At 72.1% G+C, this 18,471-nt stretch carries 14 protein-coding genes; 5 read left to right on the top strand and 9 right to left on the bottom strand.

What is annotated here, in order from left to right:
- Positions 1–145: 145 nt before the first annotated feature.
- Positions 146–2,911, top strand: coding sequence for a cellulose binding domain-containing protein (locus C2L58_RS46200; protein WP_103343961.1), 2,766 nt, complete (start codon positions 146–148; stop codon positions 2,909–2,911).
- Between the two features lie 351 nt (positions 2,912–3,262).
- Here C2L58_RS46200 and C2L58_RS46195 read toward each other — a convergent pair whose 3' ends face one another.
- The 5 genes from C2L58_RS46195 to C2L58_RS46175 are packed head-to-tail and all read right to left on the bottom strand — an operon-like array spanning position 3,263 to position 8,056.
- On the bottom strand, positions 3,263–4,264 hold the full coding sequence (locus tag C2L58_RS46195) for a zinc-dependent alcohol dehydrogenase family protein (RefSeq protein WP_103343960.1): 1,002 nt from the start codon (positions 4,262–4,264) through the stop codon (positions 3,263–3,265).
- A 28-nt stretch (positions 4,265–4,292) separates the two neighbouring features.
- Entirely contained in the window at positions 4,293–4,994 is a 702-nt protein-coding gene (locus tag C2L58_RS46190) for an HAD family hydrolase (RefSeq protein WP_103343959.1), read from the bottom strand.
- Positions 4,991–5,806 (bottom strand): carboxymuconolactone decarboxylase family protein, encoded by an 816-nt coding sequence (locus C2L58_RS46185; protein ID WP_103343958.1) that lies wholly within the window; start codon positions 5,804–5,806, stop codon positions 4,991–4,993. The genes C2L58_RS46190 and C2L58_RS46185 overlap by 4 nt, the downstream gene beginning before the upstream one ends.
- 40 nt (positions 5,807–5,846) lie before the next feature.
- Positions 5,847–6,647 (bottom strand): AfsA-related hotdog domain-containing protein, encoded by an 801-nt coding sequence (locus C2L58_RS46180; RefSeq protein ID WP_103343957.1) that lies wholly within the window; start codon positions 6,645–6,647, stop codon positions 5,847–5,849.
- Positions 6,648–6,679: 32 nt separating this feature from the next.
- A complete protein-coding gene (locus C2L58_RS46175; protein ID WP_103343956.1) occupies positions 6,680–8,056 on the bottom strand; it encodes a hypothetical protein in 1,377 nt (458 codons plus the stop codon).
- Positions 8,057–8,656: 600 nt separating this feature from the next.
- On the opposite strand from C2L58_RS46175, the gene C2L58_RS51430 reads away from it, so the two are divergent.
- Positions 8,657–9,841 (top strand): cellulose-binding domain-containing protein, encoded by a 1,185-nt coding sequence (locus C2L58_RS51430; protein WP_103343955.1) that lies wholly within the window; start codon positions 8,657–8,659, stop codon positions 9,839–9,841.
- A gap of 10 nt (positions 9,842–9,851) precedes the next feature.
- On the opposite strand, the gene C2L58_RS46165 is transcribed toward C2L58_RS51430, so the two are convergent.
- Both C2L58_RS46165 and C2L58_RS46160 read right to left on the bottom strand, forming a co-directional pair.
- Entirely contained in the window at positions 9,852–10,847 is a 996-nt protein-coding gene (locus C2L58_RS46165) for an aldo/keto reductase (protein ID WP_103343954.1), read from the bottom strand.
- A 50-nt stretch (positions 10,848–10,897) separates the two neighbouring features.
- Entirely contained in the window at positions 10,898–12,091 is a 1,194-nt protein-coding gene (locus tag C2L58_RS46160) for an AGE family epimerase/isomerase (protein ID WP_103343953.1), read from the bottom strand.
- A gap of 168 nt (positions 12,092–12,259) precedes the next feature.
- Between C2L58_RS46160 and C2L58_RS46155 the strand changes: the two genes are divergently transcribed.
- Positions 12,260–13,384, top strand: coding sequence for a lytic polysaccharide monooxygenase (locus C2L58_RS46155; protein WP_103343952.1), 1,125 nt, complete (start codon positions 12,260–12,262; stop codon positions 13,382–13,384).
- Positions 13,385–13,448: 64 nt separating this feature from the next.
- Here C2L58_RS46155 and C2L58_RS46150 read toward each other — a convergent pair whose 3' ends face one another.
- Positions 13,449–14,399 (bottom strand): LacI family DNA-binding transcriptional regulator, encoded by a 951-nt coding sequence (locus C2L58_RS46150; RefSeq protein ID WP_103343951.1) that lies wholly within the window; start codon positions 14,397–14,399, stop codon positions 13,449–13,451.
- Between the two features lie 197 nt (positions 14,400–14,596).
- On the opposite strand from C2L58_RS46150, the gene C2L58_RS46145 reads away from it, so the two are divergent.
- Positions 14,597–15,868, top strand: a complete 1,272-nt coding sequence (locus C2L58_RS46145; RefSeq protein ID WP_103343950.1) for an ABC transporter substrate-binding protein — start codon at positions 14,597–14,599, stop codon at positions 15,866–15,868.
- Between the two features lie 48 nt (positions 15,869–15,916).
- Positions 15,917–16,444, top strand: a complete 528-nt coding sequence (locus C2L58_RS46140; protein WP_103343949.1) for a GNAT family N-acetyltransferase — start codon at positions 15,917–15,919, stop codon at positions 16,442–16,444.
- 197 nt (positions 16,445–16,641) lie between these two features.
- On the opposite strand, the gene C2L58_RS46135 is transcribed toward C2L58_RS46140, so the two are convergent.
- Positions 16,642–18,471 carry a glycoside hydrolase family 6 protein gene (locus C2L58_RS46135; protein ID WP_199191754.1) on the bottom strand — a complete coding sequence of 610 codons (1,830 nt, stop codon included), beginning with the start codon at positions 18,469–18,471 and terminating at the stop codon, positions 16,642–16,644.

Raw genomic sequence — 18,471 nt, 5'->3', positions numbered from 1 at the left:
CACCCGGCGAACACGAAGCCGGGTCGCATCACACCTCTGATCCACTGTGGACAGTGTGGATCGCCGAAATCGTCGAACGCTTTACAACGCTCCGAACGCTGGTTTACCGTCCCCCTGGAAGCGCTCCCAGAGTGTGGAGGCAGAGGTGCACAACGTCGTGCCAGAAACTCATTCCCCCGCCGGGTTCCGGTCAGCGAGACGCCTGCTCGCCAGTGCGCTCGCCGTTCTCGTGCCCGCCGTCGTCGCGGTCACCGCCGGCGCACCGGCCTCCCCGGCCGCACCGGCGGCCGCCACCACGACGTGGCGCAACGCGGAGATCGCCGGCGGCGGGTTCGTCCCCGGGATCGTCTTCAACCAGACCGAACCCGGGCTGGTCTACGCCCGCACCGACATCGGCGGGGCGTACCGGTGGAACACCGCCACCGGCCGCTGGCTGCCGCTGCTGGACTCGGTCGGCTGGACCGACTGGGGGCACAACGGTGTCGTCAGCCTCGCCACCGACGCGGTCGACCCGAACCGCGTCTACGTCGCCGCCGGGATGTACACCAACAGCTGGGACCCGAACAACGGCGCCATCCTGCGCTCGGCCGACCGCGGCGCCACCTGGCAGGCGGCGGCACTGCCGTTCAAGCTCGGCGGCAACATGCCCGGCCGCGGCATGGGCGAGCGGCTCGCGATCGACCCGAACCGGGGCAGCGTCCTCTACCTCGGCGCGCCGAGCGGGAACGGGCTGTGGCGCAGCACGGACTCCGGCGTCACCTGGGCGAAGGTGACCAGCTTCCCCAACCCGGGCAACTACGCGCCCGACCCGAACGACACGACGGGCTACTCCAGCGACATCGAAGGCGTCACCTGGGTGACGTTCGACCCGTCGACCGGCACCCGCGGGAGCACCACGCAGACGATCTACGCCGGTGTCGCGGACAAGCAGAACACCGTCTACCGCAGCACCGACGGCGGCACGACGTGGGCGCGGCTGGCCGGCCAGCCCACCGGGTTCCTGGCGCACAAGGGCGTCGTCGACCCGGCCGGCGGCTACCTCTACCTCGCGACCAGCGACACCGGCGGCCCCTACGACGGCGCGAAGGGCGACGTCTGGAAGTACGCCACGAAGACCGGCGGCTGGACGCGGATCAGCCCGATTCCCTCCGACAGCAGTGACGACTACTTCGGCTACAGCGGGCTGACGATCGACCGGCAGCACCCGAACACGCTGATGGTGGCCACGCAGGTGTCGTGGTGGCCGGACGTGATCTTCTTCCGCAGCACCGACGGCGGCGCCACCTGGACCCGGATCTGGGACTTCTCGAGCTACCCCGACCGGTCGCTGCGCTACACGCAGGACATCTCCTCGGTGCCGTGGCTGACCTTCGGCGTCCAAGCCGCTCCCCCGGTGCCCTCGCCCAAGCTCGGCTGGATGACCGAGTCGGTGGAGATCGACCCCTTCGACTCGAACCACCTGCTCTACGGCACCGGCGCGACGATCTACGGCACGTCCGACCTCACGAAGTGGGACAGCGGCGGGAAGATCACCATCAAGCCGGTCGTCGGCGGCCTCGAAGAGACCGCGGTGCTCGACCTGATCAGCCCGCCCTCGGGCGCGCCCCTGCTGTCCGGCCTCGGTGACATCGGCGGGTTCCGGCACGACAGCCTCGACGCGGTCCCGGCCACCATGTTCACCCAGCCGGTGTTCACCACGACCACCAGCCTCGACTACGCCGAACTGACCCCGGCGACGATCGTGCGCACCGGCACGCTCGACCGGTCCGCGCGACCGAACGACAACCGGATCGCCTTCTCCACCGACGGCGGGAAGAACTGGTTCCAGGGCGCGGAGCCGGGCGGGAACGCCAGCGGCGGCACGGTCGCCGCGGCCGCCGACGGCAGCCGGTTCGTCTGGAGCCCGGACGGCGCGAACGTCAGCTACTCCGTCGGCTTCGGCTCCTCGTGGACGGCGTCGGCGGGCCTCCCGGCCGGCGCGGTGGTCGAGTCCGACCGGGTCGACCCGAAGCGGTTCTACGGGTTCGCGGCGGGCAGGTTCTACGTCAGCACCGACGGCGGCGCGAACTTCACCGCGACCGCGGCCACCGGGCTGCCCGCCGGCTCCGCGCACTTCAAGGCGATGCCGGGCGTGGCCGGGGACATCTGGCTGGCCGGCGGCTCCGGCACGGCGTACGGCCTGTGGCACTCCACTGATTCCGGAGCGTCCTTCACGAAACTGGCGAACGTCGCCGAAGCCGACAACATCGGGTTCGGCAAGGCCGCGCCCGGCCGGACGTATGCGGCGTTGTACACGATCGCCAACGTCGGCGGCGTGCGCGGGATCTTCCGCTCGGACGACGCGGGAGCTTCGTGGACGCGGATCAACGACGACCGGCACCAGTACGGCAACATCGGGGCGGCGCTGACCGGCGATCCGCGCGTGTACGGCCGGGTCTACGTGGGCACGAACGGCCGCGGGGTGATCGTGGGCGAGTCCGGGGGCAGCGAGCCACCGCCGCCGACGAGCACCACGCCGACCACGACCACCACGACTCCGCCGACCACGACCACCACCACACCGACGACGACCACCACCCCGGTGCCGTCGGGGTCCTGCACGGCGGCCTACACGGTCACCAACTCGTGGCAGGGCGGCTTCCAGGCTTCGGTGAAGGTGGGCAACACCGGCACCGCAGCGGTGACCGGGTGGACGGTGACCTGGACGTTCGCCGACGGCCAGAAGGTGACGCAGGCGTGGAACGCGCAGGTCACCCAGAGCGGCGCGGCGGTGACGGCGGTGGACGCCGGCTGGAACCGGGCCATTCCGGCGGGTGGGAGCGCGGAGTTCGGCTTCACCGGGAGTTCGGGGATGGTGAACTCCCGGCCGGGCGCGATTTCGCTCAACGGCCGGTCCTGCACGACCTCGTGAGCCGGTCTGCCGCGGCTGGTCGTGAGTGGTAAGGAGGGTTAGAACCCTCCTTACCACTCACGACCGGCGGCGGCACACGCGCGGGCGAAGGGGGTTTCAACCCACCCCCAGGCGGTTGAAACCCCCTCCCCGCGCCCCCAGTCCGGGGCCTCGGCCCCGAGCAGCCGCAGCCTGCTCGGGGCGACGTCCCCGGTGAGGTCCACTCTTCCCGCTGCCGACGGCAGCCGCCATTCCTGCCCAAAGGGGACTTTTTCGGCTGTACACAACCCTGCTGAGCTGCGCAAACACGCTGAAGAGGTACCGAAAATACCCACCCGGGCGGGCAAAAGTTACCCGGCGGACAGCGCCGGCTCAGGCACTCTCCAGCACGACCTTCCCGACGTGGGTCCGGGACTCCAGGTGCATGAGCGCCTCGGCCACCTCGTCGAAGGCGTACCGGCGGTCGATCACCGGCTTCAGGCCGGTCCGCTCGATCGCCCGGTTCATCGCCCGGAACGTCTCTCGGGAGGCGTTGGTGAGGCCGCGCAGGGTCAGCTGCTTGACCAGCACCAGGATCGGGTCGGCGGCGCCTTCGTGGGTCAGGACGCCGGCCACGCTGACGTGCCCGCCGTACCGCGCGGCGAGCATCGACTGGCCGATCGTGCCGCCGCCACCGACGTCGACGACGTGGTCGACACCGCCGCCGGTCAGCTCGGCCACCGCCGCTCCCCACTCCGGGGTGGTCGCGTGGTTGAGCGTCTCGGCCGCCCCGAGCGCGCGCAGCCGCTCGAGCTTCTCGTCCGAGCCGGACGTCGAGACGACGTGGGCGCCGCCGAGCGCGGCGAACTGCAGCGCGAACGTGGACAGGCCGCCGCTGCCGAGGGTGAGCACGGTCTGCCCCGGCGTCAGCCGGCCTTCCTCCACGACGGCGCGCCACGCCGTCACGCCGGCGCTGGGCAGCGTGGCCGCTTCGGCGTAGTCGAGGTGCGCGGGCACCGCGACCAAGGCGTTCTCGGCGAAGACGGCGTACTCCGCGAGCACGCCGTCGAGGGTGCCGCCCAGGTCGTCCGCGGTCTTCTCGGGCGTGCCGGGACCGGCCAGCCAGTCCGGGAAGTACGTCGCCGCCACCCGGTCGCCCGTGGTCCAGGCCCGCACCCCGGCCCCGACCGCGACGACCTCGCCCGCGCCGTCGGACAGCGGGATCACGTCGGGCTTCACCGGCTTCGGGTAGAAGCCCTTGAGGATCATCAGGTCACGGGCGTTGACCGCCCACCCGCGCAGCCGGACCAGGACCTGGCCGGGACCGGGCTCGGGCACGTCCCGCTCGCCCAGGACGAGCCCGGCGCCGGGGCGGGGCAGGGAAAAGAACTTCACAGCAGCTCCAAGAGGTCGGGGACACTCCTCACCGCGGCCAGTGTGTCGAAGCCGCGAGCTCGCCGTCGACGGCCGCCAGCAGTTCCGGGGTGAGTCCGGCGAGCGAGGTCGCGAAGTGGCGGACGCCGAGGGCGGCCATGAACTCCCGCTGCCGCGCGTGGGCGGGGCTCGACGGGAACCCGACGAACCCGGCGCCGTGCGCGCGGGCGTCCTCGGCGACCCGGCTGACGTCGTCGACGAACACGATTTCGTCGAAGGCGACGCCGAGCACGGTCCGCGTGATGTGGTCGACTCCCGGGCGGTGCTCGTTGATGCTCACGTAACCCACCTCGGGATCGAGGAGGTCCGCGAAGTCACCCAGGTACCGGTCGAAGGTGTGCTCGCGGGTCCGGCCGCCGTAGCAGACCAGCCGCACGGGGAGCTTCGCCAGCGCCTCCAGGCAGTCCCGCGCGCCTTCCGCCACCCGGATCGGGTGCTCGGCCAGGTAGTCCTGCCGCGCGGCCCACAGCTGCTTCAGCGTCTGCTCGGCCGGCTGGTCCAGACCGCAGAGGCGGGTGATCTTTTCGGCGACGACGATGTCGCGCAGCCCGATGACGTCCCGCTCGGCCGCGGCGTCGTAGCGCCCGCCGTGCTCGGTGACGAACCGGGCGATCATGGCCAGGTAGGTGTCGTCGATGAGCACGCCGTCGCAGTCGAGCGCGACCACGCGCAGCTTTTCGAACCGGCTCACCGCTGCGCGAACACTTCCCGCGCGGCCGCGATGGCGTTGAGCGCGGCCGGGAAGCCGCAGTAGAACGCCAGGTGCAGCACGGTTTCCACGGCCTCCTGCTCGGTGCCGCCGACGTTGAGCAGCCCGTGGATGTGCACCTTCAGCTGCGGCAGCGCGGTGCCCAGGGCGACGCAGGCGGCGATCGTGACGATCTCGCGGTGGCGCAGGCTCAGGTGCGGCCGGGTGTAGATCTCGCCGAAGGTGAATTCGACGATGTAGGCGGCCAGGTCCGGGGCGATGTCCCGCAGGCCCGCGGCGACCTTCTCCCCCGCCTCGCCGTCGACGGCCCGCATCGCGGCCAGGCCGCGCTCGTAGCGGTCCTCGATGCCCGCCCACGGCACTTCGGCGACCTCTTCGGCCGGTACCGGCTCCTCGTCGGGCAGGCCCGCGAAGGCCGCCTTCAGGGCCCCCAGGGCGTTGAGCGTGGCCGGGAAGCCGGCGAACGAGCTGACGTGGATCACGGCCTCGATCAGCTGGCGTCGGGTGCAGCCGACGTTGAGCGCGGCCTTGGCGTGGAACTGCAGCTGCGAACCGGCGTAGCCGAGCGCGGTGAGCGCGGCGACGGTCGCCAGCTGCCGCTCCGGCAACGGCAGGCCGGGCCGGTGGTAGACGTCGCCGTAGATGAACCCGACGCACTGCTCGCCGAACTCGGCCTCCCCGATGCTCTCGAACAGGTCCAGCACGGCCGGCCGGTCGGTCCCGCCGAGTTGCTGGATGAGTTTCAGGCCCTGGGCGAAGGACGCGGAGCGGTCCTGCTGCTGCAGGTCGGACATCGTGGAGTGGTTTCCCTTCCGGTTCGGGGCCGGCCGCGGCTCAGCCGAGGTAGGCCCGGGTGGCCTGGCCGGCCTTGCGGCGTTCGAGGGTGCCGACGCGCCCCTGGGCGATCATCGCGTACTCGATGCCGGCGGTGGCCACGGTGCGCCCCTGCTGGCGCACCGACGTCGTGGCGCGGAACTTGAGGTGGGTGTCCCGGTCGAGGTCGGACTCGACGATCAGCGACTCGACCGTGGCCGGGAGCGGGAACAGGAAGTCCTGGAAGGACAGGTCGATCCGCTTCCACACCCCGGCGTAGGCCACCGGGGAGAGCCCGGGGCGGATCGCGGTCTCGAACTGCGCGATGCAGATCTGCCGCATCGCCTCGATGATCACGATGCCCTGCACGTGCTCGCCGGTGTGGTGGTCGAGGACCAGCTCGTTGTCGCGGTGGATCCGCAGCTCGGCCCGGCAGTGCGTGGGGGCGGGGCTGTGCACGCCGGCGAGCAGGACGTTCTCCGGCCGGTCCTTGTGGACGACGACGGGTGGTTCGGACGGCCGCCGGAAGGTGGCCGGGTCCGCGAGGCTCACGGTTCCTTCGCTCTTCTCGCAAGCGGTTTCGAGCCGCTCGGCGTCGGTCGCGTCGATGCCCTGGCCGAAGTGGACGATCCAGTGGCAGCCCGGGACCACCGGACCGCCGGGGCCGAGCAGGGCCAGCAGGCCCGACAGCGTGAACACCCGGTCCTCCCGGGCGAACTGCGCGAAGCGATCGGCGACCACGACGACGTCCCGCCGGGTGTGCCCCTCGAACGCCCAGTCCGCGCACGGGGTCATCGGGCACGAGACGTCGTGCGGTGCCACCTCGGGCGCCTCCGTCCGGGTCGGGTCTGGCGTCACGGCCGCGCCGAAGCGTGGGCGTCCTGGAGTGCTTCGGCGATGGTGCGGGCCGTCGTGGCCGACCGCCAGCGCGGCGCGGCCAGCTCGGTGACCATCAGCTTCAGCATGGCGCGCACCATGTCCGGCTGCTTGCCCACCCCCGCTTCCAGCAGCGGTCCGACCTGCGCGGCGGCGCCGTCGAGGTCGTCGAGCAGCAGGTGGGCGCGGCCCGTGTCGATCCGGATCATCGGATCCATGGCTTCCCAGCGGTTTTCCGTCGACAGCATTTCGAAGGCTTCGCGGGCGGTGGAGAACTCGCGCAGCGCGGCCGAGGCCTGCCCGACCGAAAGCAGCGCGTTGCCCGCCATGTAGTGCCGCCGGTCCTTCGTGATGTTGAAGAAGCTGTCCTCCCCGCCGGCCCCCAGGTCCGGGTCCTCGATGGCCGTCCAGCGCGCGATCGCGTCCAGCACCTGCCGCTCCGCCCGCACCGACGACCAGCCGCGCGCCTCGGCGAGGATGAGCGGGGCGTCCGTGAGGCGCCCGCCCACCTGGTAGTTGAGCCCGTCGGCGGCGAGCTTAGCGGACTCGATGCCGTTCCCGGCCCAGAACGCCACCCGGGCCTGGGACGTGCGCACCCAGCGCCGGGCGAGGAAGTCGTCGGCGTACTGGGTGTAGAGCCAGGCCGCGGAATTGAGTTCGCGCGAGAGCCGGTACCGGCCCAGGTCCCCGGCGATCCAGGCCATCATCGCGCTCGACTTCGCCCCGACGAGCAGGAGGTCCTGCGTCTGCTTCGGCCGCTGACGCCCCTTCAGCAGGAACGCGGTCCGGTCGGCGATCACCGCGAGCTGGCCGAGGATCGAGTCGGGCGCCATGCGGGTGTAGGCGCCACCGAGGAAGTCGAGGTCCGCCCACAGATCGTCGAGCTGGGCATCGTCCACGTTGGTGTGGGTGAGCAGCATGGCGTCGCCGAGGGCGCCGGCGCCGATCTCCTCGTCCGCCCGGGCCGCGATGCGGGCCGGCGGCGCCGCGGGCTCGGGGGCCGCGACGATCGCGGGCTCCGGATCGGCGTGGTACTCGGCGAGGTCCTTGGCCGGCAGCTGCTCGAGATCACGCAGGCCCAGCAGGCACTTCCAGCCGGTGCCGTAGACCTTGGCCAGCACCCGCAGCGCCGCGACGGTGGGCCGGACCCCGCGGTCGGGCCACTGCTCGTACTCCCAGATCCGGGTGCCGCGCATGCCCGCCCGGGGGTCGCCGGTGACGGCGTTGTACTGGTGCGCCGCGACGTCCAGGGAGAGCTCGGACGCCAGCCGCCACGCGGTGCGCGGCGGAATCCGGCACTCGACGATCAGGTTCTTCGCCACCTGGGCCGGGATCGCCTCCTCGGGAAAGCCCAACGCGGTCAGCCTGTCCCGCAGTTGTGCTCGATAGGGCTTGCTCCCTGGTTTGGCCTGTCGACTCATCGTTCATCCAACGATTTCCGGAGTACGGGGGCTCCCCACGACGACCCTACCGCAGCGTGACGGCGGCGGCCCAGTTCGTCACGCGGGCGGGAACCGTGTGATTTCCGAGAAGTTGAGTACGCAACAAGGCTTTCCGCCGGGCGAGTCCTCGCGTCCCGCCTGAGAGCGCTCCCAATTCTGGCCGCCGCAGTCCGTTCGTGATCTTGGGAAGGATTTTTCGGAATCCACCCCAACGGCGGCGTCCCGGCGCGTACACCGGTGGCGCACTGCGACCGGGACATGTCCTGCGCCCCAACGAGTTCGGCCGTTCAGGAGCGTTCAGTGGCGAGGCCGGGCGCACCGGCTGCGGAAAACGGACCACCGGATGGGCCCGCGTCCGGGTCCCTCTTTACAAGCGCGACACACCGGGGTTACCTTTCCGGCGGCTGGAAGCGCTCCCATGCCAGGTCGCCTCGCCAGAACGCGGCCACCCCCCAGGGGCGTCGTGGTGCAGGCCACGGCGCCCCTGTCCGCGTCCGGAGGAGGAGCCACCCCATGAACAGGACCGCCGGCGCACTGGCCGCGCTCTGCCTCGCCGCGGCGGGCACCACCGCGATCGTCGTGGCCGGTCCGGCCGCCGCCGCACCCGCGTGCTCGGTCGCCTACCGCGTCAACCAGTGGCAGTCCGGGTACACCGCCGACCTCACGGTGACCAACGGCGCCACCGCGGTCTCCTCCTGGACGCTCACCTGGCACTACGCCGGGAACCAGTCCGTCACGTCCGCGTGGAACGCCACCGTCCGCCAGAGCGGGACCGCGGTCACCGCGCAGAGCCTGTCCTACAACGGCGCACTGCCCGCCGGCGGCTCGGTTTCCTTCGGCCTCCAGGGCACCTACAGCGGGACGAACGACACGCCCACGGACTTCGCGCTCAACGGCGTCTCCTGCGGCGACCCCGCGCCCCCGACCTCGACCACGCCGACCACCCCCACGACACCGACGACACCGACGACGCCCACCACCCCGACCACGACGACGTCCGGGCCGCCGCCCGCCGGCTGCGCGAGCGCCGCGATCTGCGACGACTTCGAGCAGCAGACCGGCAGCACCCCGGGCGGCCGGTGGACCGTCGGCGCGGCCAACTGCACCGGCACCGGCACGGTCGCCGTCGACACCTCGGTCGCGCACTCGGGCGGCCGCTCGGTCAAGGTCGCCGGCCAGGGCGGCTACTGCAACCACGCCTTCCTCGGCACCAGCCTCACCGGCGTCGGCTCGGGCCACCTCTTCGGCCGGTTCTGGGTCCGGCACACGACGGCGCTGCCCACCGGGCACGTCGCCTTCATGGCGATGCGCGACACCGCCGACAGCGGCCGCGACCTGCGCGCCGGCGGGCAGAACCGGGCGCTGCAGTGGAACCGCGAGTCCGACGACGCGACACTGCCCGCGCAGAGCCCGGCCGGGGTGGCCCAGAGCGTCCCCCTGGCCACCGGCACCTGGTCGTGCTTCGAGTTCGAGGTCGACGGGGGCGCGGGACAGCTGCGGACGTGGCTGAACTCCACCGAGGTGCCCGGCCTCGTCGTCGACGGCGTGCCGACGCCCGACATCGACCAGCAGTGGCTCGCCAAGTCCTGGCACCCGGCCCTGACCGACCTGCGGCTCGGCTGGGAGAGCTACGCCGGCGACGCCGACACGCTGTGGTTCGACGACGTCGCCGTCGGCACTTCCCGGATCGGCTGCTGAGGCGTCCCGGCTACCGGCCGAGGACCTTCTCGATCCCGGCCAGCTCGTCGTCGGTGAACCCGAGGTTCGCGGTGGCCGCGACGGTGTTCTCCAGCTGGGCGACGCTGCTCGCGCCGATCAGCGCGGAAGTCACGCGGCCGCGGCGCAGGACCCAGGCGATGGCCAGCTGGGCCAGCGTCTGCCCGCGCTGCCCGGCGACTTCGTTCAGCGCGCGGATGGTCGCCAGGGTGTCCTCGGTCAGCCGGTCGCCGGTGAGGAACGGGCTGGCGCCGGCCGCGCGGGAGTCGGCCGGGATGCCGTCGAGGTAGCGGTCGGTCAGCAGGCCCTGACTCAGCGGCGAGTACGCGATCGAGCCGACGCCGCGGGAGTCGAGGGTGTCGAGCAGGCCGTCTTCGACCCAGCGGTCCAGCATCGAGTACCGCGGCTGGTGGATCAGCAGCGGCGTCCCCAGCTCCTCCAGCGCGGCGAGCGCGGCCTCGGTCTGCTCCGGCGAGTAGTTCGAGATGCCCGCGTACAGCGCCTTCCCCGACCGGACGGCGGTGTCGAGCGCGCCCATCGTCTCCTCGATCGGCGTGTCCGGGTCCGGGCGGTGCGAGTAGAAGATGTCGAAGTGGTCCAGCCCGGTGCGGGCCAGGCTCTGGTCGAGGCTCGCCAGGAGGTTCTTGCGGGAGCCCCACTCGCCGTAGGGGCCGTCCCACATCAGGTAGCCCGCCTTGGACGAGACCAGGATCTCGTCGCGGTAGGGGCGGAAGTCGGCGGCGAAGTGCCGCCCGAAGCTGGCCTCGGCCGAGCCGGGCGGCGGGCCGTAGTTGTTGGCCAGGTCGAAGTGCGTCACCCCGAGGTCGAACGCCCGGCGCAGCACGGCCCGCTGGACGTCGAGGGGTTTGTCGTCGCCGAAGTTGTGCCACAGGCCGAGCGACACGGCGGGCAGCTTCAGCCCGCTGCGCCCGGCCCGCCGGTAAGGCATGTCCGCGTATCGGTCTTCGGCCGCGGCGAAAGGCGACATGGTGCTCCTTCTCGGAAGGGGGCGGCGAGCGGTGGTGAGTCCGCCCGAGTCTAGCCGCGGGTGATCACCGCGCCGGCGAACGACGCCGCGGGCGGCAAATCCGGCAGCACCGTCGCCTGGTAGGCGTGGTAGACGTCCGGTTTGCCGGCCCACACCGTCGCGGCGGGCCGGTTGCCCGGGTCGAGTTCGTGGTGCCACGAACCGAGTTCACGGTCGACGAAGCAGGCTTCGGCGTGCGCGCACCATTCCCCGAAGCGGTCGAGGTAGGCCGGGTCACCGGTTTCCTGGTGCAGCGTCCACGCCGCGGCCATCGCCTCGGTGACCACCCAGTGCAGCCGGGTGCGCACCACCGGCGTCCCGGCGAAGTCGGTCGTGTAGACGAACCCCGGCCGCCCGTCGACGGCCCAGCCGTACCGGACGGCCGCCTCGAAGAGCGCGGCGGCGTCGGGCACCAGCCACGGCGGCGCGCCGTCCCCGAGCGCCCGTCCGAGGTGGACGGCCAGCCGCGCCCATTCGAAGAGGTGCCCGATGGTCGCCCCGTACGGGCGGAACGGGTGGGCCGGTTCGGCGCGGTTGAACTCCAGCCGGACGCGCCAGTCCGGGTCGTAGTGCTCCGGGAGCAGCCAGCCGTGCGCGCGGGCTTCGCCGTGGATCAGGCGCTCCACAATGGACAGCGCACGCGCCGCCCACACCGGGTCGCCGGTGACGTCGGCGGCGGCCAGGAAGGCCTCCACGGTGTGCATGTTGGCGTTGGCACCGCGGTAGTCCTCCAGGCGGGTCCAGCCGCGGTCCCAGACGTCGGCGACGAGCCCGGCCGACGGCTCCCAGAACCGGCGTTCGACGACTTCGAGGGCTTCGCCCAGCAGCCGTTCCGCGCCTTCGGCACCGGCCGCGGTGGCGCTCGCGGCCGCCAGCACGACGAACGCGTGCTCGTAGGCCCGCTTCTCGGTCAAGGCCGTCGAGGCGTACCAGCCGCCGTGCCCGGCGTCCCGCAACGGGCCGGTGAGCGCCGCGACGCCGTGGGCGACCTGCTCGCCGGTGTCCGCTCCCCGCAGCGACTCGAGCGCGAAGACGTGCGTCATCCGGCAGGTGATCCAGGTCTCGACGGGCCGGTCGAGCACCGGCCGCCCGGCGTCGTCGAGCCAGGCGAACCCCCCGGCCGGGTGCGCCGCGCCGCGGGCGAAACCGAGCAGCCGGGCGGGTTCGGCCCGCACCCAGGCGGGAACCGAAGACGGACTGTCCACTCTCTGCCTTTCTCCACCGGCGCGCCCCGTTCGAGGAGCCCCCGCCAACGTAGGCCAAGGCCCCCGCCCCGGCCATCGCGGGCTGTTCCGGAAGTGACCCCCACCGCGTATCCTGACCTTGGAAGCGCTCCCAGTCTTCGACGCACGCAACCCAATGAAGGGACTGACGTGACCAGGAGACGAAGTACCATCCTCGCCGCCGTCACCGTGCTGCTGGCGAGCCTGACCGCGATCCTGCTGAACACCGGGACGGCCGAGGCGCACGGTGCCATGATGAAACCGGGCAGCCGGACCTTCCTGTGCTGGCAGGACGGGCTCAGCTCGACGGGCGAGATCAAGCCCCAGAACCCGGCCTGCGCGGCCGCGGTGGCGGTCAGCAGCGCCAATTCGCTGTACAACTGGTTCGGCGTGCTGCGCTCCGACGGCGCCGGGCGCACCCGCGGGTTCATCCCCGACGGGAAGCTGTGCTCGGGCGGGAACCCGAACTACGCGGGCTTCGACGGGGTCGGCAACTGGCCGCTGACCCACCTCACCGCCGGTGCGCAGTTCGACTTCTCCTACAACGCGTGGGCGGCCCACCCGGGCTGGTTCTACACCTACGTGACCAAGGACGGGTGGAACCCGAACCAGCCGCTCACCTGGGACTCGCTGGAGGACCAGCCGTTCCTGACGGTGGACCACCCGCCGGTGACCGGCCAGGTCGGCACGGTGGACGGCCAGTACAAGTGGAGCGGCGCGCTGCCGTCGAACAAGTCGGGCCGGCACATCATCTACTCGGTGTGGAAGCGCTCGGACAGCGCCGAGACCTTCTACGGCTGCTCGGACGTCACCTTCGACGGCGGGCACGGCGAGGTCACCGGTGTGAAGGACCCGGGCACCGGCACGACGACCACACCCACGACCCCGACGACCCCCACCACCCCGACCACACCCACCACCCCGACGACGCCCACCACGCCGACGACCCCGACCACCCCGACGACTCCGGCGAGCTCGTGCATGGCGATGTTCGAGGTCACCAACACCTGGAGCGGCGGCTACCAGGCCACGGTGACGGTGATGAACCACGGCACGCGGGCGTTCACGAGCTGGCAGGCCGGGTGGACCCTGCCGGCGGGCCAGACGGTCGCCAGCGTGTGGAACGGCACGCTGAGCCAGTCCGGTTCGGCGGTCACGGTCCGCAACGCCAACTGGAACGGCACCGTCGCGGCCGACGGCACGACCACCTTCGGGCTGGTCGTCAACACCACGGGAGGCAGCGCGGCACCGTCGCCGACGTGCCAGGGCACCTGAATCGTCCTGAGTGGACAGTCCGGGACGGCCACCTCGAGGGACTCCGGGTCCCCCGAGGTGGCCTTCACGGATTCGCCGGGCCGGTGCTGCCGCGGGTGATCAGCCGCGGCCGGGAGGCGCAGACGTCGCCGGGGCGCTCCCCCGCCAGCACGTCGTGCAGCACGGAGGCCGCGAGCGCGCCGAGTTCGGCCAGCGGCCGCCGGATCGCGGTGAGCGCGGGGCGGACCAGCCGGCAGAGCGGGGTGTCGTCCCACGACACCACCGAGAGGTCCTTCGGCACCGCCAGGCCGAGTTCGCGCGCGGCCGCGAGCGCGGCCACCGCCAGGTCGTCGGTGTCGCACAGCAGCGCCGTGGGCCGCGGGCGCGCGGCCAGCACCCGGCGGACCGCGTCGGCCGACGGTTCGGGGTGGACGGTGCCCGGGTACGGGAGGCCGGTCGCCGCCGTGGTGAACGCCCGCCGCCGCGCCGCGGGGTCGGCGAACACCGCCGCACCCGCGATGCGGACCACGTGCCGGTGCCCCAGTGCCGCCAGGTACGCCAGCGCTTCGGCGGCCCCGGTGACGTCGTCCACGAGCACCGAAGGCACCCCCGGCACGCCGCCCGGGCCGCCGAGCACGACCGCCGGCAGGCCGATCCGCACCAGCTCGGCCGCGCAGCCCGGCGTGGTGAGCAGCACGCCGTCGACCTTCCGCTCGGCCCGCCACCGGCGGTAGACGGCCAGCGCGGCGTCGCGCCCGGCGGCGACCTGCACCAGCAGCTCGCCCTCGAACCCGTCGAGCAGGGCCGGGACGAACACCTCCGGGGGCCGGTCGAGCACCAGGCCGAGCGCCCCGGACCGGCCGCCGGACAGCGCCCGGGCGGTGCTGCTGGGTGCCCACCCGAGCTCCCGGGCGATCTCGGTGATCCGCCGCCGGGTGGCCTCCGAGACGCCCGGGCGGCCGTTGAGGGCGTAGGAGACCGCGCCCTTGGAGACGCCGGCCTCCTTCGCGATGTCGGTGATCGTCGGACGCTTCATCGCAGCCTTCCTTCACACCACGAGTCCGGGCTCCACGAGCCTCGAAACCGCCGGGGCCGGAGCCCGCGGTCCGTGTCCGCGCGGACACCCGCTGTCGCGCACCTTGACACCCGCCGCACCGGGAAACAAGACTCGCCCCGGGAGCGCTCCCAGCCAATGGGGGCCGGGAGCGTGCCGCGGATGGGGAGTGCGCGCGCATGAGGCAGATCCGAAGACAACCGGCTTTCGCCGCCGTCGTCGTCCTGCTCTTCCTGATCGGGGGATGCGGACCGGGCACGCCGGAGCGGATCACGCTCACGGTGTCGACGTTCGGCCAGTTCGGCTACGAGGACCTCATCCCCGGTTACGAGTTCACCCACCCCGGCCTCACCATCCGCCAGGTCCGGACCGAGCAGGGCGGACCGTACCACCAGGACCTGCTGGACAAGCTGCAGAAGGGCCAGGAGCTCGCCGACATCCAGGCCGTCGAGGAGGGCCACCTCGCCGACGTGCTCGCGTTCGCGGACAAGTTCGCCAACCTGGCCCAGGTCGGCCCGCCCGACGTGAAACCCGGCCGGTGGCTGGAGTGGAAGTACGAGGCGGGCCGCAGCAAGGACGGCAAGCTCGTCGGCTACGGCACGGACATCGGCCCGCTGGCCATGTGCTACCGCAAGGACCTGCTCGAAGCGGCCAACCTGCCCACCGACCCGGGCTCGGTGAAGACGATGTTCGCGACCTGGGACAGCTTCTTCAAGGCCGGCGAGAAGTACGTCCAGCGCTCGCACGGCAAGCCGTGGTTCGACTCGTCGGCGCAGATCTTCAACGCCAAGGTCAACCAGCTCCCGGTCGGCTACCTCGACCGCGAAAACCATCCGACGCTGGAGACGAACACCGCGCTGAGGGACGCCTGGAACCAGGTCACCGCCGCGGTGAAGCAAGGGCAGTCGGCCGGGCTCACCGCCTTCGAGGACGACGGCAACAACGGCCTGCGCACCGGCGCCTTCGCGACGAAGGTCTGTCCGTCGTGGATGCTCGGCATCATCGAACAGCAGGCCGGGGTCGGCAACGCGGGCAAGTGGGCGATCACCGACGCCTTCCCGGACGGCGGCGGCAACTGGGGTGGTTCCTACCTCACCGTGCCGGCCTCGAGCCCGCACCAGAAGGAAGCCGCCGCGCTCGCCGCCTGGCTGACCGCGCCGGAGCAGCAGCTGCACGCGTTCCGGGTGAGCGGGAACTTCCCCAGCCAGGTCGACGCCTTCACCTCCCCGGACCTGCTCAGCGAGATGAACGCCTACTTCGGCGGGGCGCTGAGCGGCCAGGTCTTCGTCGCCCAGGCCCGCAAGGTCGGGAAGCCGCAGTACAAGGGGCCGGGCGACGGCAAGATCCAGGAGACGGTGATCGCGCCGGCGCTCAAGTCGGTCGAGCAGGGCGCCGATCCGGCCGCCGTCTGGCAGCAGGTGCTGATCGGGGTGCACCGGCTCGTCCCCTGACCGGAAACCCGCTCGTCGGCGCGGGCGGGACCGGGCAAGGTGCCGGGCATGGTCACTCCCCTGCCCGCCCCCTGGCGGCACCACGCGATCCGGCACCCCGGGCCCGGCGACCACCTCCCGGTGCTGGCCGTCCTCGACCGCTGGTGGGGCGGCCTGGGCGGCGAGGCGGGCTCCCGCCAGCGCGCGCTGCTGCTGCCGAAGCTGATGTTCCAGCACTTCGCCGGCAGCAGCTTCCTGGTCACCGCGGACGACCGGATCGTGGCGTTCCTGATCGGCTTCCTCTCGCCGTCGCGGCCGGCCGAGAGCTACATCCACTTCGTCGGCGTCGAGCCCGCCGAACGCGGCCGCGGGCTCGGCGCGGCGCTGTACGAGCGCTTCTTCGCCGACAGCGCCGCGCACGGGCGCTCGGTGGTCCGGGCGATCACGTCGCCGGAAAACAAGGGTTCGCACGCGTTCCACACCCGGATGGGGTTCGTCACCGAACCAGGGCCGAAGGACATCGATGGGGTGCCGGTCCAGCCCGACCACGACGGGCCGGGCCTGGACCGGCTGAGCTTCCGCAAGGACCTCGGCTGAAACCGCCGGAGGTGCGCGCCGCGGGATCCGGCCCGGGGTCACCCCCGGCCGGATCCCGCTGTCCCGCTCGGACGCCTCAGGCGTCCGGGCGGGACCACGGCGGCGGGCCCGGCGGGACGGGCCGCGGCCGCCGTGGTGGAGGCCGGGCCGGGCGGCGGCTGCGCGGCACCGCCCGGCCCGGGGTCTTTACCGCACTACTACTGCACCGCCGGGTAGGCGTTCTGGACCAGCTCTTCGAACTGGGCCTCGAACCACTTGCCGGACAGCGGGGCGTTCGGCAGGGCACCGGTCAGGTTGCCGCCGTTGGCCTGCTGCGTCCCGTGGAACGTCGGGTCGCACATCGGGTCCGCGCCCTTGCCTTCGTCGTTCGGGATCTGCTGGCTCGCGCCGTCGGACTCACCCGGCGGCTTGATCCAGACGTAGGCGTCGAAGTGCGCCGCCGGGGACGCCGTCGGCCGGACACCCAGGCCCGCGCCGCTCTGGTTGCACCAGTTGCCGCGGTGCAGCCGCCGGTCGATCCGGCCCGAGTTCACGTAGGCGTCCACAGTGGACCCCGACGCCCCGCTCGGCCGGGCCGCGCCGCCCCAGCCGTTGCGGGAGGTGTCGACCAGCATGCCGATGCCGCTGGGCAGGCCCGCCGACACGAACGCGTTGTACATCGCCGTGGCGAAGGGGATCTCGGCGAAGTACGGGTTCCACTGGTAGAACGTCGCCGACTTCAGCTGCTGCCCGCCGACGTTCAGGTTCGGGTCGGGCAGGTTCGGCTCGGTCAGCGGCGTGTAGTTGGCCGTGGAGCTGATGAAGCCGTCGACGCTGTTCACGCCGGCCGTGGTGCCCTGCAGCACCTGCTTGACCAGGTTGACGAACGGCTGGAAGTTGCTGTCCCAGCCGAGCCACGCCGAGTGCGCGATGTCCAGGTAGTTGTAGACGTTGGAGATCGCGTGCAGCTTGTTCAGCGCGTACTGGATGCCCTGCGTGTACACCCCGCTGGACTGCGCTTCCGCACAGGTCGCCATCGAGGTGTTCGTGATCAGGTTCGGCAGCGAGTCCGGCTCGACGACCGCCACGATCCGCAGGGACGAGTACTTCGGGTCGGACATGATCGACGCGATCGGGTCGATGTACTCGCTCTTGTACCGGGCCAGGCCGTTCTGGGCGGCCTTCAGCTCACCGTTGGACGCCAGCGCCGCGCAGTCGCGGTTCGGCAGGTCGTAGACGACGATCTGGATCGTCACCGGCGTCCCGCCGCTCGCCTGGGCCAGCGCCGCGTCGAGGTGCCCGCGCAGGCCGCGCGAGTCCGCCGTACCGGCGATCGCCGCGATCCGGTCCAGCCAGACCGCGGTCGAGGTGTTGGCCACCTTGGCCATCTGCGCGCCGAGCGTGCCGCCCTTGGCCGCGGCCGCCGCGCTCACCTCGCCGGACCAGTCCGGGTTCACGTACCCCTTGGCCCCGGCGTACGGGTTGTCCACGTGGGTCCCGGGCTGCGGCGTCGTGGTGACCGTCGTCGGGGTCGTGGGCGTCGTCGGCGTGGTGGGCGTGGTCGGGGTCGTCGGGGTGGTCGTCACGGTCGGCGTCGTCGGCGTGGTCGTCGTGGGCGTGCCGTCGCAGTGCGCGCCGTTGAGCGAGAACGACGTCGGGATCGCGTTCGTCCCCGAGTACGAGCCGTTGAAGCCGAAGCTCGCCGTGGCGTTCGAGCCCAGGTTCCCGCCCCACGACGGGTTCTTCGCGCTCACGTGCTTGCCGCTCTGGCTGAAGGTGGCGCTCCAGCCCTGCTGCACCTGCTGGTTGCCCCCGAAGTCCCATTCGACGTTCCAGGACGAGACGGCGTCACCCAGGTTGGTCACGGCGACGTTGGCGGTGAAGCCGGTGTCCCACTGGTTGACCGTGTAGGTGACCTTGCAGCCGGTGGCGGCGCCCGCCGGACTGCCCCCGGCCACCAGTAATCCGGCGGTGACGGCCGCCGCCGTCACCGAGGACGCCACGGCGAACCGTGACTTCCTCTTCGGGGACCAGAATTCACTCCTCAT

This window comes from Amycolatopsis sp. CA-126428, from assembly GCF_002904335.1.
Classification (GTDB): domain Bacteria; phylum Actinomycetota; class Actinomycetes; order Mycobacteriales; family Pseudonocardiaceae; genus Amycolatopsis.
The sequence above is the reverse complement of the archived record's forward strand: the minus strand, read 5'-3'. Positions and strand labels throughout refer to the sequence as shown.